Genomic DNA, 17,657 nt, shown 5'->3' with positions numbered 1-17,657 from the left:
TCCACGGAATCCGACACGGATTCCGTAACTCGTGTCGCGGAGTTCCGCCCACTTGGCGCGAGCCAGTCATCCGTGGTGCCATCCGTCGACCCGACCGCCATGCTTCCGAGAACCTCGATGCCATTGCCAACACCCGCTGAGCGCGCATCGGCCAAGCGCTTCCTCGTTCCACTGCTGGGGGCGTTGCTGGCCGGATGCACCGCCTTCGAACGCGGTGCCGATCAGGGCGATCCGCCCACCGATCCCGTCACCGGCTGCCCGGATCTCAGCGGCGGCTATGCCCTGCAGCCGCTGACCGCGGATGGCGATCCCGATCCGGGAGTCGATCCGGAGAAGCCCTCCCGACTCGACGACGTGTTCTCGCCGAGGGGCGGCCAGGGCTACGGCGCCGGCGACCTTGCGCAGTACGAGGGCGTGGTCGTGCACTCCGACGGTACCCATGCCATCGAGCTGCACTTCGTCCGTTCCTTCGGCAACGTGATGGCTGAACTCGAAACGATCCGAGAGCATCAGCGTCCGCGATACGCCGAGTGGTACGCGTTGATGCAGCCGACGAGCCGTGCGGCCTTCGTCGCCCGCAACGGCGAGCCGGTGCTGCAGGCACGGCTCCGTGACCTGGGCCCAGCGACGGGCACGGTGGTGCGTCTGGATCGGGGCCGGGATTTCACCTGCGAGGACGGCTGGGTGGTTTTGCCGCGCGAGCACCTCGCGCCGGTGCGGATGACGCTCGATGACGGTGGGCACCTGGTGTTCGAATCCAAGGAAAGGACCTATACCGCCATGGGCGGCTGGGGCGACCAGTCCTGGCGCGTGCCCACCGGCGCCTACTTGGGCACGGCGCGGTGGGCGCGCGACGCGTCGATACAGCTTTGGGACGCGGATCGTGTGTCTCTGGGGTACGTGTTCGCTCGCCCCGCAGATGTGATCGAGCAGGAGCAGGCCGTCGCTGCGGCCAGCGCTCGCCGCAGCGCCGAGCGGCGGTATGCCGATCCCGATGCGGTGCGCGATGCCTTGCGTCCGCTGCTTCCGGCGGGCGTCACCATCGAATCCGTCGAGATCGCGCAACTGCCGTTCATCGGGCACCGCGTCCGCGTGCATGCGGTGCCCAGTGACCCGCTGATGGAGGGGGAGGAACAGTGGCGCCGGCTGGAGTGGTTCCTTGCCGCCCTGAAGGAGGGCGATCCGGGGCACATCGAAGACCGCGAAGTGATCAAGCGGGTGATCTCGAGCGGTGGGAAGGTACGCCACGAGTTCGAAATCTTCCTCGACACCCATCCGGCGGTCCAACCGCCGAGCGAGCGCGTCCTGGTGAGCTTCACTCCGGCGCCGGGGAGTGATGCCTCCGCCACGGACGCGCCACAGACCGCATCGCCCAATCCGCCGTCGGATCCCTTGCCCCAGTCCGGCCCGATGCCGCCGGGGTTCGCCCCTTTGGCCGAAGTGGAAACGCGGATCCAGCCGTTGCTGTCGGCGGGTTGCCGCAGCACGTCGCTGCGCTACGCAGGAGACGCGGTGATCATCGCTGGCGAGGCGGACGAGATGCGTTGCGTGTCGAACACGCTGCGGGCGATCGATGGCGTCGTATCGCCCAGTGGCCCCCGCGTCGAACTGTTGCAGATCGCCGCCGATGCTGCGGGCCACTACCGCTTCGAGATCCGTCTACCGGCGTCCTCGCTGACCCAGGCCGGTTGATCCGCTACGCCGGCCTCAGAAGCCGAGCGCGCGCAGTTCGGTGAGTTCCCTCGCGCGTTCCCAGCGGCGATCGAACTCCTGGGCCAGTTGCCGCGCGCGGGCCGGACCGTCGAGGCAGCCGCTACCTTCGAAACGCGTCGCCAACGGGCGGAAGGCGTATGCGGTTTCGTCGACGACGAGGTAGCCCTCGGCGGCCTGGCGGTCCTCCGGATCGACCGGAGTGCGCAGGGCGAACACCGAGCTGAGTCGCTGGGCGAGCGGCAGCAGCGGATGGCTCTCGCCACGAAGTCGCTCGGGCTCGACGACGATGACGCGCACGCTCGGCCCACGCCCCGAGGTGGCGAAGGTCCGCAGGGCGTCGAGCAAGCCTGCGTGGCCGTACAGCGCCGGCTCGAGATCGCGGGTGAACACGCGGACCTCGCGGCGGGCGCGGCCGAGCAGCTCGATGCTGAGATCGCGCACTTCCGATTCACTGGTGAATTCGCGCAGCGCGGCGTCGCCTTGCGGTGCGGTGCGCGGGCGGCGGCCCGGATCGGGCGCGCCCAACGCCTTGCGCATCTTCCGGTGCGGGATGCCGGCTTCCATGAACTCGTCGCCGAAGGCCTCGAAGCCGTGGCGCGCGTAGAAGGGCATGGCATGCGTCTGCGAATTCAGGCTGACCTCCGGCCAGCCCAAGGCGCGGGCCTCGTCCATCAAGGCTTCCATCAGCGCGTCGCCGACGCCCTTCCCACGCCATTCGGCGAGCACGGCCATTCGGCCGATCTTGCGCTCCGGCGTGAGGCGTCCCGTGCCGATGGGGCGGTTCGACTCGTCGCGGGCGATCACGTGCCGGCACTGCGGATCGAGCTCGTCCCATTCCTCTTCGATCGGCACCTGCTGCTCGACCACGAACACCGGCTCGCGCACGGCGCGGAGATCGGCGAAATCGACGGTGTAGTCGGCGGGTTCGACGCGGAATCCGGCACTGATCATCGGGGCTTCCTGGGCGAGCGGGGCTTCTTCGGGGCGATGGCGCGATAGTGCCCGAGGGCGGCGAGCGCGACGACGGCTTCGCGGGCGTGCTCGTCGAGCAGGTCCCACGCCGCGGCGTTGAGCGTGTCCTCGCGGCAGAGCAGGGCGGCATCCTTCGCCCGCAGGCCTTCGATGTCGCTGCCGGTGACGAACCACATCGCCTTGCTCTTGCCTTCGCGCAGCCAGGCGACGCGCGAGAACGGATGGCGCTGCACCACGCCGCCGGCGGCGATCGCCGCGTCGAACTCGGCACGCGTCGAAGCCTTCTTGGGCGGCTGCAGGTTGCCGGAGGCGCGGTAGCGGGTGATGAAGCGGCCGAACCAGCGGCGCAGCACGGCCTCGTCCTCGGCGCCGTCGCCGGCCATGCCACCGAGGGTCTGCTTGACCCGGTCGAGGGCTGCAGCGTCGATCTCAAAGGCATCCGTCGGCACCGCGAGGTCCGGGTCGGCGTAGCGCTCGCGCTCGCCGGCGCGCGACGCCAATTCCAGCGCGAAGTCTTCGATCAGCTCGGCCTTGGCCGGTGCACGCATGCCCAGCGAGAAGGTCAGGCAGGGGTCGAGCGCGACGCCGTGGTGGCCGAGGCCGGGAGGCAGGTAGAGCATGTCACCGGGGCCGAGCGTCCATTCGTGGCTGGGCGTGAACGACTTCAGCAGCCTGATCGGCGCATCGTTACGGAAATCGACGGGCTGGTTCGGGTTCGCATCGATCTGCCAGTGGCGATGGCCCATGCCCTGAAGCAGGAAGACGTCGTACTGGTCGATGTGCGCCCCGACCGAGCCGCCTTCGACGGCGAAGCTGATCATCACGTCGTCGATCCGCCAGCGCGGCAAGAAGGGGAAGGCCTCGACCAGCTCGCGTACGTCGGCGTCCCACTTGTCGACGTCCTGCACCAGCAAGGTCCAGTCGCGCTCGGGCACGCGGTCGAAGCGGTCCTCGGGCAGCGGGCCGGTCTCGACGGTCCACTTGTCTTTTTTTCGATCCCAGACGATCAGGCGCGAGAGCGCGGTGGCCTCGAGCGACAGCGCGCCAAGATCGTCAGGACTGATCGGGGTCTCGAAGCCGGGAAAGGCGTTGCGGATCAGCAGGGGCCGCTTCTGCCAGTAGTCGCGCAGGAACACGTCGGCCGGCATGCCGAGCGGGCCTTTGCCGGTGGCGTCGATTTCGATCGGCAGGGTTTTCGAAGGAGCGCTGGTCTTGCGGTTCATGGGGTGGCCGGACGTTCGGTGGCGAGGCGGGCGTCGAGGCGGCGGGCGCCGGCCTCTGCGTAGCGGCGACAGGCAGTCGGATCGACCAGAGGCTCGCTCGGCGCCTCACCGAGGCGGTACCAGAGCCGGCTGGCCACGGGATGCGGGGAAACGAGGATGTCGCAGGGCAGGGCAGCGACGGTGGCGAAGGCTTGGCGCAGCAGGGGCACGAACGCAGGCGAATTCGCCGGATCGCTGAAGCGGTAGGTATCCGGGGCCACCGCGCTCAGCGAATCGGCGAACGCCATGGCGCGGCAGGTTTCGCCCTCGCAGCTCGTCCAGGTGAAGCTGGTGCCGCCGAGCGAGTGGCCCGGCGTGGCATGCGTCTGGATCGCGAGATCCCCGACGCGGACCTCGGCGTTGTCGGCCAGCGTCTCGATCACCGGGACAGGCGGAAAGCCCGGCATGCGGAACGGCAGCTGCGGGTCGCGCATGTCCATGTCGCCCTTGCGCAGCGCGATCAGGCCGGGCCGCCGCGCGCGCAGCGGTGCGCCGGTGGCCTGCTGGATCGCGGCGAGGCCGCCGGCATGGTCGATGTGCTCATGCGTGTTCAACAGCACGCGCACGTCCCGCGGGTCGAAGCCTAGCGTGCGGATGCTCTCGACGATCATCGGCCCGGCTTCGGGCGTGGCGCCGTCGATCAGCACGTGGCCGTCGTTGCCGGTGATGAGCAGCGCGCTGATGCCGCAGGTGCCCACGTACCACGTGTTGCCGAAGACCTTGCGCGGCGGCGTCGGGTCGCTCCAGCCGGCGTCGTCAGGGCAGGTGGGCGTGGGCTCGAGGCCGTCGGCCCTCGCCGTTCCCACGGCCAGAAGCAGCAGGGGCAGGCTGGCGAGGGCAAGGCGCATGGCGAGCCTGTCGCGGATCAGACGGACTTCGCCAGCGATTCGGCGCGGCCGGTGTAGGTGCCGGGCGTGAGTTCGAGCAAGGCACGCTTCGGCTCCTCGGGCAGGTCGAGGCCGGCGATGAACTCGCGGATCGAGGCCTGGGTGATGGCCTGGCCACGCGTGAGCGCCTTGAGCTGCTCGTAGGGGTTGGGAAGGCCGTAGCGGCGCATCACCGTCTGCACGGCTTCGGCCAGCACTTCCCAGCTGTTGTCGAGGTCCTCGGCGAGGCGCCCGGGGTTCACCTTCAGCTTGCCGATGCCGCGGTTCAGCGCGTCGTACGAGACCAGCGTGTGACCCCATGCGGTGCCCAGCGCGCGCAGCACGGTCGAGTCGGTGAGATCGCGCTGCCAGCGGCTGATCGGCAGCTTGGCGCCGAAGTGCTCGAACAGCGCATTAGCGATGCCGAAGTTGCCTTCCGCGTTCTCGAAGTCGATCGGGTTGACCTTGTGCGGCATGGTCGAGCTGCCGACCTCGCCGTCCTTCAGCGCCTGCTTGAAGTAGCCCAGCGAGATGTAGCCCCAGACGTCGCGGGCGAAGTCGATCAGGATGGTGTTGATGCGGCGCTGCACGTCGCCCAGCTCGGCGATGAAGTCGTGCGGCTCGATCTGCGTGGTGTAGGCGTTGAAGTTCAAGCCCAGCGACTCGACGAAACCCTGCGCGAGGCGCGGCCAGTCGACGTTCGGGTAGGCCGACAGGTGGGCGTTGTAGTTGCCAACGGCGCCATTGATCTTGCCGAGGATCTCGACCTGCGCCAGCTGCTGGCGCTGGCGCTTCAGGCGGGCGACGACATTGGCCAGCTCCTTGCCCAAGGTGGTCGGGCTGGCGGTCTGGCCGTGGGTGCGCGAGAGCATGGGCTCGTCGGCGTACTCGTAGGCCAGCTTCTTCAGCGTCTCGATCAGCGCGTCGAGCTGCGGCAGCAGCACCTCGTCGCGGGCCTGCTTCAGCATCAGCGCGTAGCTGAGGTTGTTGATGTCCTCGGAGGTGCAGGCGAAATGCACGAACTCCAGCGCGGCCTTGAGCTCGTCGCTCTCGGAGAGCTTCTCCTTGAGGAAATACTCGACCGCCTTGACGTCGTGGTTGGTGGTGCGCTCGATGGCCTTCACCCGCGCCGCGTCCTCCACCGAGAAGCCGTCGGCGAGGCGCTGCAGCATCGAGGCGGCCTGCTCCGAAAAGGGCGGCAGCTCGGGGATGCCTTCTTCCGCCGAAAGCGCCAGCAGCCACGCGATCTCCACGCACACGCGGGCGCGGATCAGGCCGTACTCGGAGAAGATCGGGCGCAGGGCGTCGACCTTTCCGGCGTAGCGGCCGTCGAGGGGGGAGAGGGCGGTCAGGGCGTGGGACATGGCGGGGCCGGGAAACGGGGCGGACGGGCCGCGGAAGCCCGCCATTCTACCGGGCTAAGCTGGGCCTGCCCCCACACCGAGGAGAGTTCCATGGCCGGCCCCACCCGCACCGAACGCGACAGCATGGGCGAGCTCGCCGTGCCGGCCGAGGCGCTCTGGGGCGCGCAGACGCAACGCGCGGTCGAGAACTTTCCGGTCTCCGGCTGGCGGATGCCCCGGGGCTTCCTGCGCGCCATCGGGCTGATCAAGGCCGCCGCGGCCGAGGCGAACGCGGGTCTCGGCCTGCTCGAGGCGAAGCGCGGCGACGCCATCCGCGACGCAGCGCTCAAGGTCGCCGCCGGCGAATTCGACGCCGAGTTCCCGGTGGACGTGTTCCAGACCGGCTCGGGCACCTCAAGCAACATGAACGCCAACGAGGTGATCGCGCACGTGGCGCACTCGCTCGGCGGCATGGCGGTGCACCCCAACGACCACGTCAACCTCGGCCAGAGCTCGAACGATGTGGTACCGACCGCGATCCAGGTCGGCGCGGTGCTGGCTTTGCGCGAGCGGCTGCTGCCGGCGCTCGACCATCTGCGCGAGGCGATTGGACGCCGCGCGCATGAGCATCTCGGCACGGTGAAGACCGGCCGCACGCACCTGATGGACGCGATGCCGCTCACCCTCGGGCAAGAGCTGTTCGCTTGGGCGAGCCAGGTCGGCCACGTCGAGGAGCGAATGAAGGAGGCCGAGCGTCGACTGCAGGCCCTGCCGCTTGGCGGTACGGCCATCGGCACCGGCATCAATGCACATCCGCGATTCGCCGAGCGCGCCTGCGCCGATCTCGCCCGCTTCAGCGGGGCGCCCTTCAAGCCGGCGGCCAATCCCTTCGAGGGCATCGCCGCGCAGGACGGCGCCGTGGAGCTCTCCGGCCAGCTCAATGGCCTCGCCGTGGTGCTGATGAAGGTCAGCAACGACCTGCGCTGGATGAACTCGGGCCCGTTGGCAGGCCTGGGCGAGATCGAATTGCCGGCGCTGCAGCCGGGCAGTTCGATCATGCCGGGCAAGGTGAACCCGGTGATCCCGGAAGCCGTCGCCATGGTCGCGGCGCAGGTGATGGGCATGCACGCCACGATCTCGGTGGCGGGGCAGAGCGGCAACTTCCAGCTCAATGTGATGTTGCCGGTGATCGCGCACAACCTACTCTGGGCCATCGAGCTCAGCGCCAACGCCGCGCGGCTGCTCGCCGACCGCGCGATCGCCGGATTCACGGTGCGCGAGGATCGGCTGCAGGAGGCCTTGGCCCGCAACCCGATCCTGGTGACGGCACTGAACCCGCTGATCGGCTACGAGAAGGCGGCAGCCATCGCCAAGAAGGCCTACGCGAGCGGTCGGCCGATCCTCGATGTCGCCGTGGAGGAGACCGGGCTGAATCGCGAGGTGCTGGCGAGGGTCTTGGACCCGTTGGCACTCACCAAGGGCGGAATCGTGGAGGGCTTGTCAGGCGGTGGGTGATTCCCGAGAGCGATCGGCCTCAGGGCTCCTGCTTCTCGTTTTCGTGAAGTAGCGTTCTCAGCCTCGCCAAAGCATCCGTCACGGTCTTTCCCAGCTCGGCGATGCTCGAGATGATCTGGTCGGGGGTGCGCTCATCAACTGTGGCAATCACGTTCGGGTTGATTGCCTTGAGGTCGTACACTGCGGCATCGATCGTTGCGGCTTCGGCTTCGAGCTCACGCACGGTTTTTTCCGCGTTACCAATCTGGGCTTCTACCGCTTGAATCGACGCGTGAGGCGCTTTCGCCTTCTTCAGTCGCTTTAGCTCGTCCTTCAAGTCGACGATTCGCGCCCTCTCTCGATCCGCGTTCTCCCGCAAGGGCTCAAGCGCTTCTCGGGCGTTGGCGCGGCGCTCTGCGAAATCTACGCTCCACGAGTAGCGGCTGGCGCCACGCGACGAGAGCATACGGGCATAGCTAGGAAAGGGCATTCCGGCGTTGCTATCGTCCGCACGCCAATCGGCGATCAGTGCGGCAGGCAGGTCGTCGTCGTTGAGCAGCTCACCGTTGCTGCCAAAACCGAAGTGGGCCAAGGTCATCGGCATTTTCTTGCCGACTTTCACCCACGACAGGTCGTAGTACCAGACGCGTTCGGTGCGCTTGCCTTTGGTGAAGAACAGCAGGTTTGTCTTGACTCCGGCACCAGCAGTCGAGAATACGCCGCCCGGCAAGCTGACGATGGCCCACAGTTCGCATTCGTCGAGCAGCTTGCGCTTGGTCTCGACGAAGGCGCTCTCGTTGGTGCGGAACAGCAGGCCTTCATCGAGCACCACGCCGCAGGTGCCGCCCGTTGCGAGTTCGGCAAGCATGCGCTGCATGAACAGTACCTGCGTGGCGCTCGTCTCGAACGCGAACTGTTTTTGCGCGTCCTTGCCTTCCTTCCCGCCAAAAGGCGGATTGGTCAGGATCACGTCGAACTGCGCCGGCGCGTGCTTGAACAGCGCGTCGTAGGTCGCGCGGCGGGTCAGCGCGTTGCCGTGCCACAGATTCGGCTGATCGATGCCGTGCAGCACAAGGTTCGCCAGCGCAATCGGCAGCACGAGGTTTTCCTTCTCTCGGCCAAAGAAGGTCTTGTGCTTGAGTCGCTCGATGTCGGTGCTGGCGGGTGAAGCGCCAAGGCCTCGTGCCATGTGCTCGTAGGCCACGGCGAGAAATCCGCCGGTGCCGCAGCAAGGGTCGTACACGGTCTGCCCGAGCGACGGGTTGACCGTGTGCACCATCGCGCGGATCACCTCGCGCGGGGTGAAGAACTGGCCGCCGTCCGAGTTCTTTTCGCCCATCTTCAGCAACAGATCTTCGTAGACTTGCGACAGTGTGAAGAAGTGCGTGTCGTCAATGTCATCGATGCTGATCTCGTGGACCTTGTCGAGGATGTCGCGCAGGTTGGCTTCATCGTCCACCCGAACGCGCTCAACGGCCGTCATGATCCGGCCGATGATGCGCTGCTTCGCGCTGGCGGCCGGGTTGGGCTGGCCGGTGCGAACGTCGATATCCAGCCCGTGAAGGTGCGGCAGCAGTTCGCGGTTGATGAACTCGAAGAGCTTGCCGTCCCCGGCGGCGAAAAGCGCCTGCCGCTTCCAGCCCTCGGCGTCGCCTTCCGGCGTCTTCGGATGATCGGTGTCGTCCGACCACGGCGCGGCCCAGTCCTTCCAGCGATAGGGCCTGCGCAGGGCCGGGGTGAACGTCGTGCCCAGCGCCTCGGCCTGCTCGGCTTCACGGGTTTCCTGCGCATCCAGAATCCGCAGGAAAAGAATCCACGTCAGCTCCGGCACGTATTGCAGTGCGCTCGCGCAGTTCGAGCGGCGCATCACATCACAGATGCTTTTCACGAAGGCCGACAGGGACTGCGCGCTGGCGATGCCTTTCGATGGCTTTTTCGTATTCTTTGCCACTTTGCTCACGTCACGATTTCCTTGATCTGTGCTTCGAAACCGGCCAAGCGACCCTGAACGGCGCGAACGCCGTAGTGGAAGGCCAGCGCCGCGGCGGGCCATTGGCGGATTTCGGCGCCGTCGATGGACTGCTGGCGCACCAAGGTGCGCGTCGTCGCCCACGCGGTGGGCAGGCGATTGGCGCGCACGAACTTCATCAGCCCTTTGGGGGCCTCCGGCCGTTCGGCGTACTTGTCGCTCCACTTGATCTCGAGTGCGGCCACCGGCTTGAGCGCCTGAGAACACTCGACCAGATCGACCTCGCTGTCGTCGCTGCCCCAGCGCGCGTAGTTCAGGCGCGCGTCCTCGTGGAAGCGCTGCGCAAACAGCGCGGTTTCGACCAGATGGCCGAACTCCGGGTCGTCCGCGGATTTGGCTCCGAACAGGCCGGTGTGCATCGCTGAATTGGTGAGATAGACCTTGAAGTTTCGCTCGCGCTGGTAGCGCTTGCCGTCCTGGTCGACGCGGAACACGCGCTTGATCAGGAAGGCCGCCTCGAGGTACTCGATGTACTTCTGGATGGTCTGCTTGCCCACGCCGCTGCGCTGCGAAAGCTGCTCGAACGACACTTCCTCGGCGGTGTTGAAGGCCAGCAGGGTGAACAGCGCGTTGAGCTCCTGGATGTCCTTGATGCCGTAGAGCTGGGGCAGGTCGCGCAGCAGCACCTTGTCGACGATGTCCGACTTGACGAAGCGCTCCGGATTGCCGCGCACCGCCGGCGACAGCGCCAGCTCCGGGTAGCCGCCGTAGTTGACGTACTCGACGAACTGCGCGTTCAGCCGAGCGATGTCTTCGAGCAGATACAGGCCCGGCGTCTCCTCGCGGATGGCCGGCGGCTCGGGCCGCAGATGCAGGTACTCGGAAAAGGTGAGCGGTGGCAGCAGAAAATCGGTGAAGCGCCCCGCGCCGGACTCTGTGCTCTGCCGCTTCAGCGCGGCCGCGGCCGAGCCCGAGACGAGGATACGCAGCTCAGGCCGGTGGTCGACGAGCGGCTTCAGGTGCTTCTCCCAGTCTTTGTGCGACTGGATCTCGTCGAAGAACAGATGCCGCGTGCCGTCGCCGCCGGTCGCGGCCTCCTCGATCTGCCGGATCAGCGCGTCCAGAGACTGCCCGTGCAGCAGCGGATGATCCATCTCAACGTAGGCGATGCGCGTTGCGGGTACTCCCCGCTGCAGTAGGTCAGCGATGAGGTGGCGGATCAGGATGGTCTTGCCCACTCGGCGCGGGCCGAGCAGCACCACGGCGCGACGCAGCCGCGGTTCGAGCAGCAGCTGGCGCACCGGGTCGAGGTAGGCCCGGGGGCGAAGCTCGAGCGTGGTCTGGTCCATCGCGCCGCTCTGCCACCACGGGTTCAGGCGCTTAAGATGCTCGGCAACCTGTTGATTGGAAACATCTTTCATGACGAAATAGAGTTAAGCACAGTTTTCTGTGCTTAACCTTAGCACGCGGGTCGGGCGGGGCAGAGCGGGGTAAATCGGATCAGCTAGCCTCGCCGAAGGCCCGGGCGAACAGGCGCTGCGGCAGGCGCTCGATCTCGGCGAGCTGCTCGGCAGCGGCCTTGGCGATGGCGTCGGCTTCGGCGAGCTGCTTCCTCAACCTGAGAGCAATGCGGCGCTGCTCATCGATCCCAACGTCGGGTACGCCTAGCTTCTCGAGTCTGACTTGAGGCAAGTGAGCGATGGTTGTCTTTGCATTCTGATCAACGAATGCGCCAGAAAAAGCTTGGTGTCTAATCCACGCGCACAGAAAATCGCTATCCGCCTTACCCTCAAAAGGTCGGACACGGTGCAACGCCTTCTGAAAATAGCAGTCGTCGATTTCACCTCTCCAGACTGCGCAACGCCCCGGCTCACCTCCCTCGCAAACAAGCAAGTCTCCGGAGCGAAGCGCGAACTTCGCTCGCTCGGCCGGAGAGAAATCCATCTGAGCAAGATCGGTAAGCTCGAACCGGTTCCATTGCACGTTCGTATTTCTGAGGTAGCGGTAGTAACTGCGTCCCGTCTTCGCCTTTGGGGAAAGCATTTTTTTCCCAACTGCACCGTAGCAACGCTTGAAAGTGGTACCAGCTTCATGCCCAAAACAACCTCATCTTCGCTTCTTGCATCACGTTCGCCGGATTCCCGATTGCCCGCAGTGCGCGAAGGCCACCGGCCTGCGCGATCTCCGGCACGTCGAAAAGGCTGTCGGTTTCCAGCGCGTCGGTTCCGCCCTTGGCGAACTGCGCGCCGAGGCCGCGCAGCACGATCGCGGCCTTCGGGTTCATGGCTGAGAACCAGCCCGCGTTGCCGCTGAGGTAGGCCTCGCCGCGCTGCGTTCGCTTTAGCGCGCGCGCATGGTAGCCGTGCTTGCCGAAGAAATCGTAGAGGTCGAATTCCTGCATGGCGTCGACCTCACGGATCACCTCCGGGCTCAGATGTTCGCCCAGCAGGTGGTTGATGAGCTGGCGGCGCTTCTGCGCGGTCACCCACAGGCGGCGAAACTCGTCGAGGCTGTGCGCCTCGGCCAGCACGCGATGGATCACCTCGCGGCGGTACTCGTCCACCGGGATCGGCGTGGCCTGCCCGTTGCGATTGGCCAGGATGAAGCGGCCCTGCGCGTTGACGACCACGCGCTCGCCTTCGCTCAAGCGCAGCGCCGGGATCGGCGTGACGGGATCGCCGTCGATGCCGCCGCCTTCGCCGTCGGTGCCGGCCCCACCCGAGCCATCGCCGCTGCCGGACGGCCGCGGCCGGGTGATGAACTCGGTGCCGAACAGATCGGTGACGCCGGTGTAGTCGTACAGCCAGAACTTGTATTTCTGCGTCTCTTCATGGATGCGCGTGCCGCGCCCGACCATCTGGTAGAACTTGATGGCCGACTGCAGGTAGCGGAAGAACACCACGGCGTTCAGGCGCTCGATGTCGACGCCAGCTTCCAGCAGATCGACGGTGCAGGCGATGAAGGCGCGCTCGCCGCTGCCGCGCATGATGTCGATCTTCTCGGCGCCGCCCTCGGCGGTGCACTTGAAGGCGTAGTCGTCCTTGCGCGTGCGCCCGTGTTCCTTACACCACTGGGCGTAGAGATTGTTCATCTGCTGCACCACGCGGTCGGCGTGCAGGTCTCGCGTGCAGAAAATGATGACCTTCTGCTCCGGGCCGCCGTGCTCGCACAGCAGCTTGAACAGGTCGGCGCACATCGCCGGTGTGCGCAGGTCGATGAACAGCTCGTCGTCGAAGTCATTGCCGGTGTAGCGGGCCTTGGAGAGGTCGTTGGCGGTCAACAGCCGCCCGGTTTTCAGGTCGCGCACCTTGGCCGCGAGGATCTCCTCGGCGGTGAAAACGCGCGCGTCGATGTCGGCTTTGCGCTTGACGATCTCGCAAGCGGCCAGGTAGCCGTCCTCCTGCGCCTGCGCAAGCGTGTACTCGTACACTGGCTCGCCGAAGTAGTGCACGTTGTGCGCGGTAAGGGCCTCATCGGCGGCGATCGCGTTATCGACTTCCGCGCTCGTCTTCGACCGCTTCGGCGGGGTGAGCTTGCGCGGCGTGGCGGTCAGGCCGATGTGGATGGCGTTCGGGTTGCGGGTGAGCACCTGCGACCACTTGCCCCACGCCGAGCGGTGGCACTCGTCGATGATGATGACGCTGAAGGCGTCTTCGCCGTAGTTGTCGGTGAGAAAGCTGCCGTCGCCGTCCTCGTCGATGCCCAAGGTCTGGTAGGTGGCGATGTGGATGCGGGCATTCGCGGCGGCGTTCTTGCCGCGCTCGGTGTGGACGATGCGCGCATTGCCTCCGAATGCCGCCTTGAGCTTCGAATAGGCCTGCTCGCGCAGTTCGTCGCGGTCGCATAGGAACAGCGCCGGCTTCGGCAGCAGGCCGGCCTGCGACATCCGCCAGAGTAGATTGGTCGCGATGATGGTTTTGCCGGCGCCCGTCGCCAGCGTGAGCAGGACGCGCGGCGCCGTGCCAGCCTGCGTCGCGAGGATGATCTTCTCGAACGCGGCGCGGATGGCGGCGTCCTGGTAGTAGCGGCTGATGGCCCACGCGGGGCTGTCGGCCTGGAAGAGCAGGGCAGCCTCGGGCGACGCAAGGTCGATGCCCTTGGCGTCGGCGTACCGCTGGCAGAGGTCTACGTGGGTGATGAAGTCGGCCAGTGGGTTCGGTCCGTGCTGAAGGCCGCTGGGTTTGTCGAACTCGCCGTAAAGGTGCCCGTTGGTCGCGAAGACGAACTGCACGTCAAAGCGCTTGCAGTCGGCGTAGTTCTTGGCCTGCTGCATGCCGGCGAGGGGGGCGGCGTTTTCGCGTTTTGCTTCCAGCACGGCCACGGGCAGGGGCTTGGGCATCGCACCGACCTGCACGCAGAGCAGGTAGTCCGTCCGGCCACCGCCGCTTCGGCGTCGGCCCTTGGGCCCCGTGGGCTCGACGGGCGCTGGGGTTTCCATGCGGATGCGTTGCGGGTCGTCGTAGCCCTACGCGCGCAGGATGGGGTCGATCAGGTGGTAGCGCGTCTCTTCTTCGTTGAGTGCCATGCTCCGGCCCTATCGTCCTGTCCTAGCGTCCGTTCGTTCTTCACGCGCTGCAAGTGTACGGTGGGCCGGGCCAGGCACTGAAGCATGCTGTTGGACCACCCCAGCGACGCCCTCGGGATGTCGATGGACTGAGCCCCGCGCTCGTCACACGTTCGTCAGGCGATTGCAGCGAGTTCCACCGTCAGAGTGAAACCTTGCCCGCGAACGGCGCTGCCCACGGCGTGCGTGTGGGTCTCCAGCGAATGCCTATACGCTGCCACCTAGGCATCGTCGTAGTAGGTGTTGAGATAGCGCTCTCCATCGTCGCAGATCAGCGTCACCACGGCGCCAGACTCGCCCTTGGCCTTCATCTCGGCCGGCGCCGACGAAGTTGGTGCCGGTGGAGCCACCGACCCGGCGCCCCCAATGGGCCGGCAAGCACGCACATCGTCGCTAGGCTCAGGGCGTCGGGCACCTTGATCATCCGGTCGATGGTGTCGGGCAGGACGCTGGCCTCGACGATCGGCCGGCCGGTGCCCTGGATGCGCGAACTGTGCGGCAGGCGGTGGCAGCGCTTGCGGTCCTTGTAGGCGTCGAAGAACACCGAGTGCTCGGGGTCGACCACGGCCAGCCGCGTGCAGGCGGTGCGCGTGGGCTGGTAGCGGATGTAGCGGCCCATCGTCGCGGCGGTGCCGCCGGTGCCGGCCGAGACCACGATCCAGCTCAGGCACGGGTATCGCTCGAGCTTGAGCTGCTCGAGGATCGACTCGGCGATGTCGTTGTTGACGCGCCAGTCGGTGGCCCGCTCGGCGTAGGTGAACTGGTCCATGAGGTGGTCGCCGATCGGCAGCAACGGCGCGTTCTGGTACGCCCGCGCGAGCTGGAGGTTCTGATCAGGACGCCGGCCCGGCGGCGGTACCCGCACCAGAAGCCCCGGCCGTCACGCGGCCGGGCGGTAGGATCGAGGGCCGACCCTTGGAGACCTGCCGATGCCTTTGCCGATCCGCTCCACCTTGTTCGCCGCCACCCTGCTGGCCCTCGTGCCAACGCTGTCCGCCGCCGCGGCCTCGACGACGACGCCTGCGCAGGGCCGGGTGATCGATTCCGCCGACGACTTCGCAGTGCTGGCGCCGCGGGCCCGAATTGAGCCCGAGAATCGCATGCTCACCGAGCGCATCGAGACCCTGCTGCCGAAGCTGATGGCCGAGGCCGAGCTCGATATGTGGCTGGTTTTGAACCGCGAGTACGCCGAAGATCCCGTGTACTTCACCTTGGTACCGCAGCCGAGCTTCGCGGCGCGACGCACGACGATGCTGGTGTTCCACCGCAAGCCCGACGGCACGGTCGAGCGGCTCGCGGTGAATCGCTACCCGCTCGGTGCGCCCTACGAGTCGGCGTGGTCGGGTGGCAACCTCGACGAACAGTGGGCGGCACTCGGTAAACTCATCGGAGAGAAGGGCCCGAAACGCATCGGCATCAACGTCTCGCGCCACTGGCCGGTTGCGGATGGCTTGACGGCTGGACTCGACAAGCGCCTGCGCGACGTGCTGCCGGACGGTTTCGAAGAACGCCTCGTACCCGCCGAAAATCTGGTCATCCGCTGGCTGGAAACGCGCTCGCCGGGTGAGCTCGAGGCCTATCCGCACATCATGGGCATCGCCCGTGGCGTGATCGCGGAAGCCTTCAGCGCGCGGGTGATCACGCCCGGCGTCACCACCACCGACGATGTGCGTTGGTACATCCGCGAACGCTTCGAGTCGATGGGTCTGCCGATCTGGTTCATGCCCGACGTCAACCTGCAGCGAAAAGGCCTGGCCTGCGACGCGGAGAACCCGTTCTGCGGCGAGAGCGGCGTGATCCGCCCGGGCGACGTGCTGCATACCGACGTCGGCATCTGCTACCTGAAGCTCTGCACCGACACGCAGGAAATGGCCTACGTGCCGAAGCCGGGCGAAACCGACGTGCCAGCGGGCCTCGTGCGCGCGCTCGCCACCGGCAACCGCTGGCAGGATCTGCTCACGACGCAGTTCGTCGCTGGCCGCACGGGCAACGACATCCTCCAGCGCACCCGCGACGCTGCGGCGAAGGCCGACATCATCAGCAACACCTACACGCATCCGCTGGGCTTCTTCGGCCATGCGCCGGGGCCGACCATCGGCATGTGGGATAACCCGGGCCTCAACGCGGACACCGGCGAGTGGCCGCTTCACGCGAACACCGTGTACGCCATCGAAGGCAACATCGCGCAGGCCGTGCCGGAGTGGGGCGGCCAGTGGGTGCGCATCAAGCTGGAGCAGGGCGCGCTGTTCGACGGCGAGCGGGTGATCTACCTCGCCGGCCGGCAGACGCAGTGGCACGTGGTGCGCTGAACCGCGCAGCGGGTGTGTGCAGCAAAAAAAAACGCCGCGAAAGCGGCGTTTTTTTGTCGGTGCCCGAGCGGTCCCGCTCAGAGCTTCACCAGTTCGACCCGGCGGTTCTTCGCGCGACCTGCCTCATCGACATTGTCGGCCAGCGGCTTGTCCGAACCGAAGCCATTTGCGCTCAGCCGCGAAGGCGCGATACCCAGACCCACCAGCGCATCCAACACGCTGCGCGCCCGTTCGCTGGAGAGCTGGCGATTGCGATCCGCGCTTCCGGTGTTGTCGGTATGGCCCTCGATCGACACGTTCAGATCCGCGTTCGAATCGAGCAGCGTCTTGATTTCGGCGATCACGGCCTGGCTGTCGGGCCGCAGCGTCGACTTGTCGGTATCGAAATTGATGTACAGCGCGACGCGGCCATCGGCGTCCAGTGCGGACTTCATCGCGGCGGCATCGAGAAAACCGAGCGATTGGGTCATCGCGGTCTTCTCGAGAACGACGATGTGCCCGGTCTTGCCTGCGGCCGACGTTCCGACGTGGATCCAGTACTCCTTGTCGGCAGTGCGGATCAGATAGCTGTGGTGCTCGTAGCCGCTCGTGGGCGGCGGGCTGTGCCAGAACTTGTTGACTTCGCGCAGGCCGCCGACTTCGTCGACGATGGGCCGGGTGAACTGCGTTTCGTTGATCTTCGCGCCGCCGAGAGCCTGAATCGCGTTCTCATAATTGCGATGGAATTCCAGAGGCGTGTACTCGCGGCTCTTGTCCTGCGAGATCAGACTCATGCTGTTGTGGTACAGCCGACCTTCGACCGGAATCAATTTCTTCCCGGCGAGAAAGAAATGGCGTCCGAAGTCAACGGTGCTGCTGTCGTCCTTGATCTTCGCGACCAGGCCATCGGGAATGTCGAAGAACGGAAACGGTGGCAGCGGTGCTGTCGAGATCGCCACCTTGTCCACGCTGAAACCGGTATCTGCGACTACAGCGGGTACGTCGACCACCTGTGCGACAGGGGCTGCTGCAGGCGCGGTGGGTGCCGCGACGGGTGCCGGCTCGTTGGCGGGCGCGTCGGGCGCTGCCGCCGGTTCCTTCTGACACGCAGCCAACATTAGTGCCAACGAGGCGCTGACGATCAGTAGATGGCTCTGACGCATAGTGATTTTCTCGCTGCAGCAGG

At 66.5% G+C, this 17,657-nt stretch carries 13 protein-coding genes; 3 read left to right on the top strand and 10 right to left on the bottom strand.

Going from position 1 to position 17,657, the window contains the following annotated elements; all coding sequences use genetic code 11:
• The first annotated feature begins 117 nt into the window (after positions 1–117).
• The gene (locus O9255_RS09305) at positions 118–1,692 is read left to right on the top strand and encodes a hypothetical protein (protein WP_297866581.1); all 1,575 of its coding nucleotides are present in this window, start codon (positions 118–120) and stop codon (positions 1,690–1,692) included.
• A 15-nt stretch (positions 1,693–1,707) separates the two neighbouring features.
• On the opposite strand, the gene O9255_RS09300 is transcribed toward O9255_RS09305, so the two are convergent.
• Genes O9255_RS09300 through purB form a run of 4 tightly spaced genes read right to left on the bottom strand, consistent with a single transcriptional unit; the run spans position 1,708 to position 6,177 of the window.
• Entirely contained in the window at positions 1,708–2,664 is a 957-nt protein-coding gene (locus tag O9255_RS09300; protein WP_297866580.1) for a GNAT family N-acetyltransferase, read from the bottom strand.
• A complete protein-coding gene (locus O9255_RS09295) occupies positions 2,661–3,908 on the bottom strand; it encodes a cupin domain-containing protein (protein WP_297866579.1) in 1,248 nt (415 codons plus the stop codon). Before O9255_RS09295 ends, O9255_RS09300 begins: the two co-directional genes overlap by 4 nt.
• Positions 3,905–4,795, bottom strand: coding sequence for a subclass B3 metallo-beta-lactamase (gene bla, locus O9255_RS09290; protein WP_297866578.1), 891 nt, complete (start codon positions 4,793–4,795; stop codon positions 3,905–3,907). Before bla ends, O9255_RS09295 begins: the two co-directional genes overlap by 4 nt.
• Before the next feature lie 17 nt (positions 4,796–4,812).
• Positions 4,813–6,177 (bottom strand): adenylosuccinate lyase, encoded by a 1,365-nt coding sequence (gene purB / locus O9255_RS09285; RefSeq protein ID WP_297866577.1) that lies wholly within the window; start codon positions 6,175–6,177, stop codon positions 4,813–4,815.
• 90 nt (positions 6,178–6,267) lie between these two features.
• On the opposite strand from purB, the gene O9255_RS09280 reads away from it, so the two are divergent.
• Positions 6,268–7,671, top strand: a complete 1,404-nt coding sequence (locus O9255_RS09280; RefSeq protein ID WP_297866576.1) for a class II fumarate hydratase — start codon at positions 6,268–6,270, stop codon at positions 7,669–7,671.
• Between the two features lie 19 nt (positions 7,672–7,690).
• Here O9255_RS09280 and O9255_RS09275 read toward each other — a convergent pair whose 3' ends face one another.
• The 5 genes from O9255_RS09275 to O9255_RS09255 form a co-directional block, all read right to left on the bottom strand.
• Positions 7,691–9,610: an N-6 DNA methylase gene (locus O9255_RS09275; protein ID WP_297866575.1), complete on the bottom strand. Its 1,920-nt coding sequence runs from the start codon at positions 9,608–9,610 to the stop codon at positions 7,691–7,693.
• Complete coding sequence (locus O9255_RS09270) at positions 9,607–11,040, bottom strand: ATP-binding protein (RefSeq protein WP_297866574.1); 1,434 nt, start codon at positions 11,038–11,040, stop codon at positions 9,607–9,609. Before O9255_RS09270 ends, O9255_RS09275 begins: the two co-directional genes overlap by 4 nt.
• A 79-nt stretch (positions 11,041–11,119) precedes the next feature.
• The gene (locus tag O9255_RS09265; RefSeq protein WP_297866573.1) at positions 11,120–11,662 is read right to left on the bottom strand and encodes a hypothetical protein; all 543 of its coding nucleotides are present in this window, start codon (positions 11,660–11,662) and stop codon (positions 11,120–11,122) included.
• A gap of 46 nt (positions 11,663–11,708) precedes the next feature.
• Positions 11,709–14,057 (bottom strand): DEAD/DEAH box helicase family protein, encoded by a 2,349-nt coding sequence (locus O9255_RS09260; RefSeq protein ID WP_297866572.1) that lies wholly within the window; start codon positions 14,055–14,057, stop codon positions 11,709–11,711.
• A 433-nt stretch (positions 14,058–14,490) separates the two neighbouring features.
• The gene (locus O9255_RS09255; protein ID WP_297866571.1) at positions 14,491–14,976 is read right to left on the bottom strand and encodes a pyridoxal-phosphate dependent enzyme; all 486 of its coding nucleotides are present in this window, start codon (positions 14,974–14,976) and stop codon (positions 14,491–14,493) included.
• 136 nt (positions 14,977–15,112) lie between these two features.
• On the opposite strand from O9255_RS09255, the gene O9255_RS09250 reads away from it, so the two are divergent.
• A complete protein-coding gene (locus O9255_RS09250) occupies positions 15,113–16,492 on the top strand; it encodes a M24 family metallopeptidase (RefSeq protein WP_297866570.1) in 1,380 nt (459 codons plus the stop codon).
• A gap of 77 nt (positions 16,493–16,569) precedes the next feature.
• On the opposite strand, the gene O9255_RS09245 is transcribed toward O9255_RS09250, so the two are convergent.
• Complete coding sequence (locus tag O9255_RS09245; protein ID WP_297866569.1) at positions 16,570–17,634, bottom strand: OmpA family protein; 1,065 nt, start codon at positions 17,632–17,634, stop codon at positions 16,570–16,572.
• Positions 17,635–17,657 lie beyond the last annotated feature (23 nt).

Origin of the sequence: Silanimonas sp., assembly GCF_027530345.1 — a bacterium.
Classification (GTDB): domain Bacteria; phylum Pseudomonadota; class Gammaproteobacteria; order Xanthomonadales; family Xanthomonadaceae; genus Silanimonas.
Note: the sequence above shows the minus strand (reverse complement) of the source record. Positions and strands in the feature narration are given on the sequence as shown.

Excerpts from the sequence above, each read along its gene's own strand:
- O9255_RS09265 (WP_297866573.1), bottom strand. The coding sequence starts at position 11,662 with ATGCTTTCCCCAAAGGCGAAGACGGGACGCAGTTACTACCGCTACCTC.
- O9255_RS09245 (WP_297866569.1), bottom strand. The coding sequence starts at position 17,634 with ATGCGTCAGAGCCATCTACTGATCGTCAGCGCCTCGTTGGCACTAATG.
- bla (WP_297866578.1), bottom strand. The coding sequence starts at position 4,795 with ATGCGCCTTGCCCTCGCCAGCCTGCCCCTGCTGCTTCTGGCCGTGGGA.
- O9255_RS09280 (WP_297866576.1), top strand. The coding sequence starts at position 6,268 with ATGGCCGGCCCCACCCGCACCGAACGCGACAGCATGGGCGAGCTCGCC.
- O9255_RS09305 (WP_297866581.1), top strand. The coding sequence starts at position 118 with ATGCCATTGCCAACACCCGCTGAGCGCGCATCGGCCAAGCGCTTCCTC.
- O9255_RS09250 (WP_297866570.1), top strand. The coding sequence starts at position 15,113 with ATGCCTTTGCCGATCCGCTCCACCTTGTTCGCCGCCACCCTGCTGGCC.
- O9255_RS09260 (WP_297866572.1), bottom strand. The coding sequence starts at position 14,057 with ATGGAAACCCCAGCGCCCGTCGAGCCCACGGGGCCCAAGGGCCGACGC.
- purB (WP_297866577.1), bottom strand. The coding sequence starts at position 6,177 with ATGTCCCACGCCCTGACCGCCCTCTCCCCCCTCGACGGCCGCTACGCC.
- O9255_RS09300 (WP_297866580.1), bottom strand. The coding sequence starts at position 2,664 with ATGATCAGTGCCGGATTCCGCGTCGAACCCGCCGACTACACCGTCGAT.
- O9255_RS09270 (WP_297866574.1), bottom strand. The coding sequence starts at position 11,040 with ATGAAAGATGTTTCCAATCAACAGGTTGCCGAGCATCTTAAGCGCCTG.
- O9255_RS09295 (WP_297866579.1), bottom strand. The coding sequence starts at position 3,908 with ATGAACCGCAAGACCAGCGCTCCTTCGAAAACCCTGCCGATCGAAATC.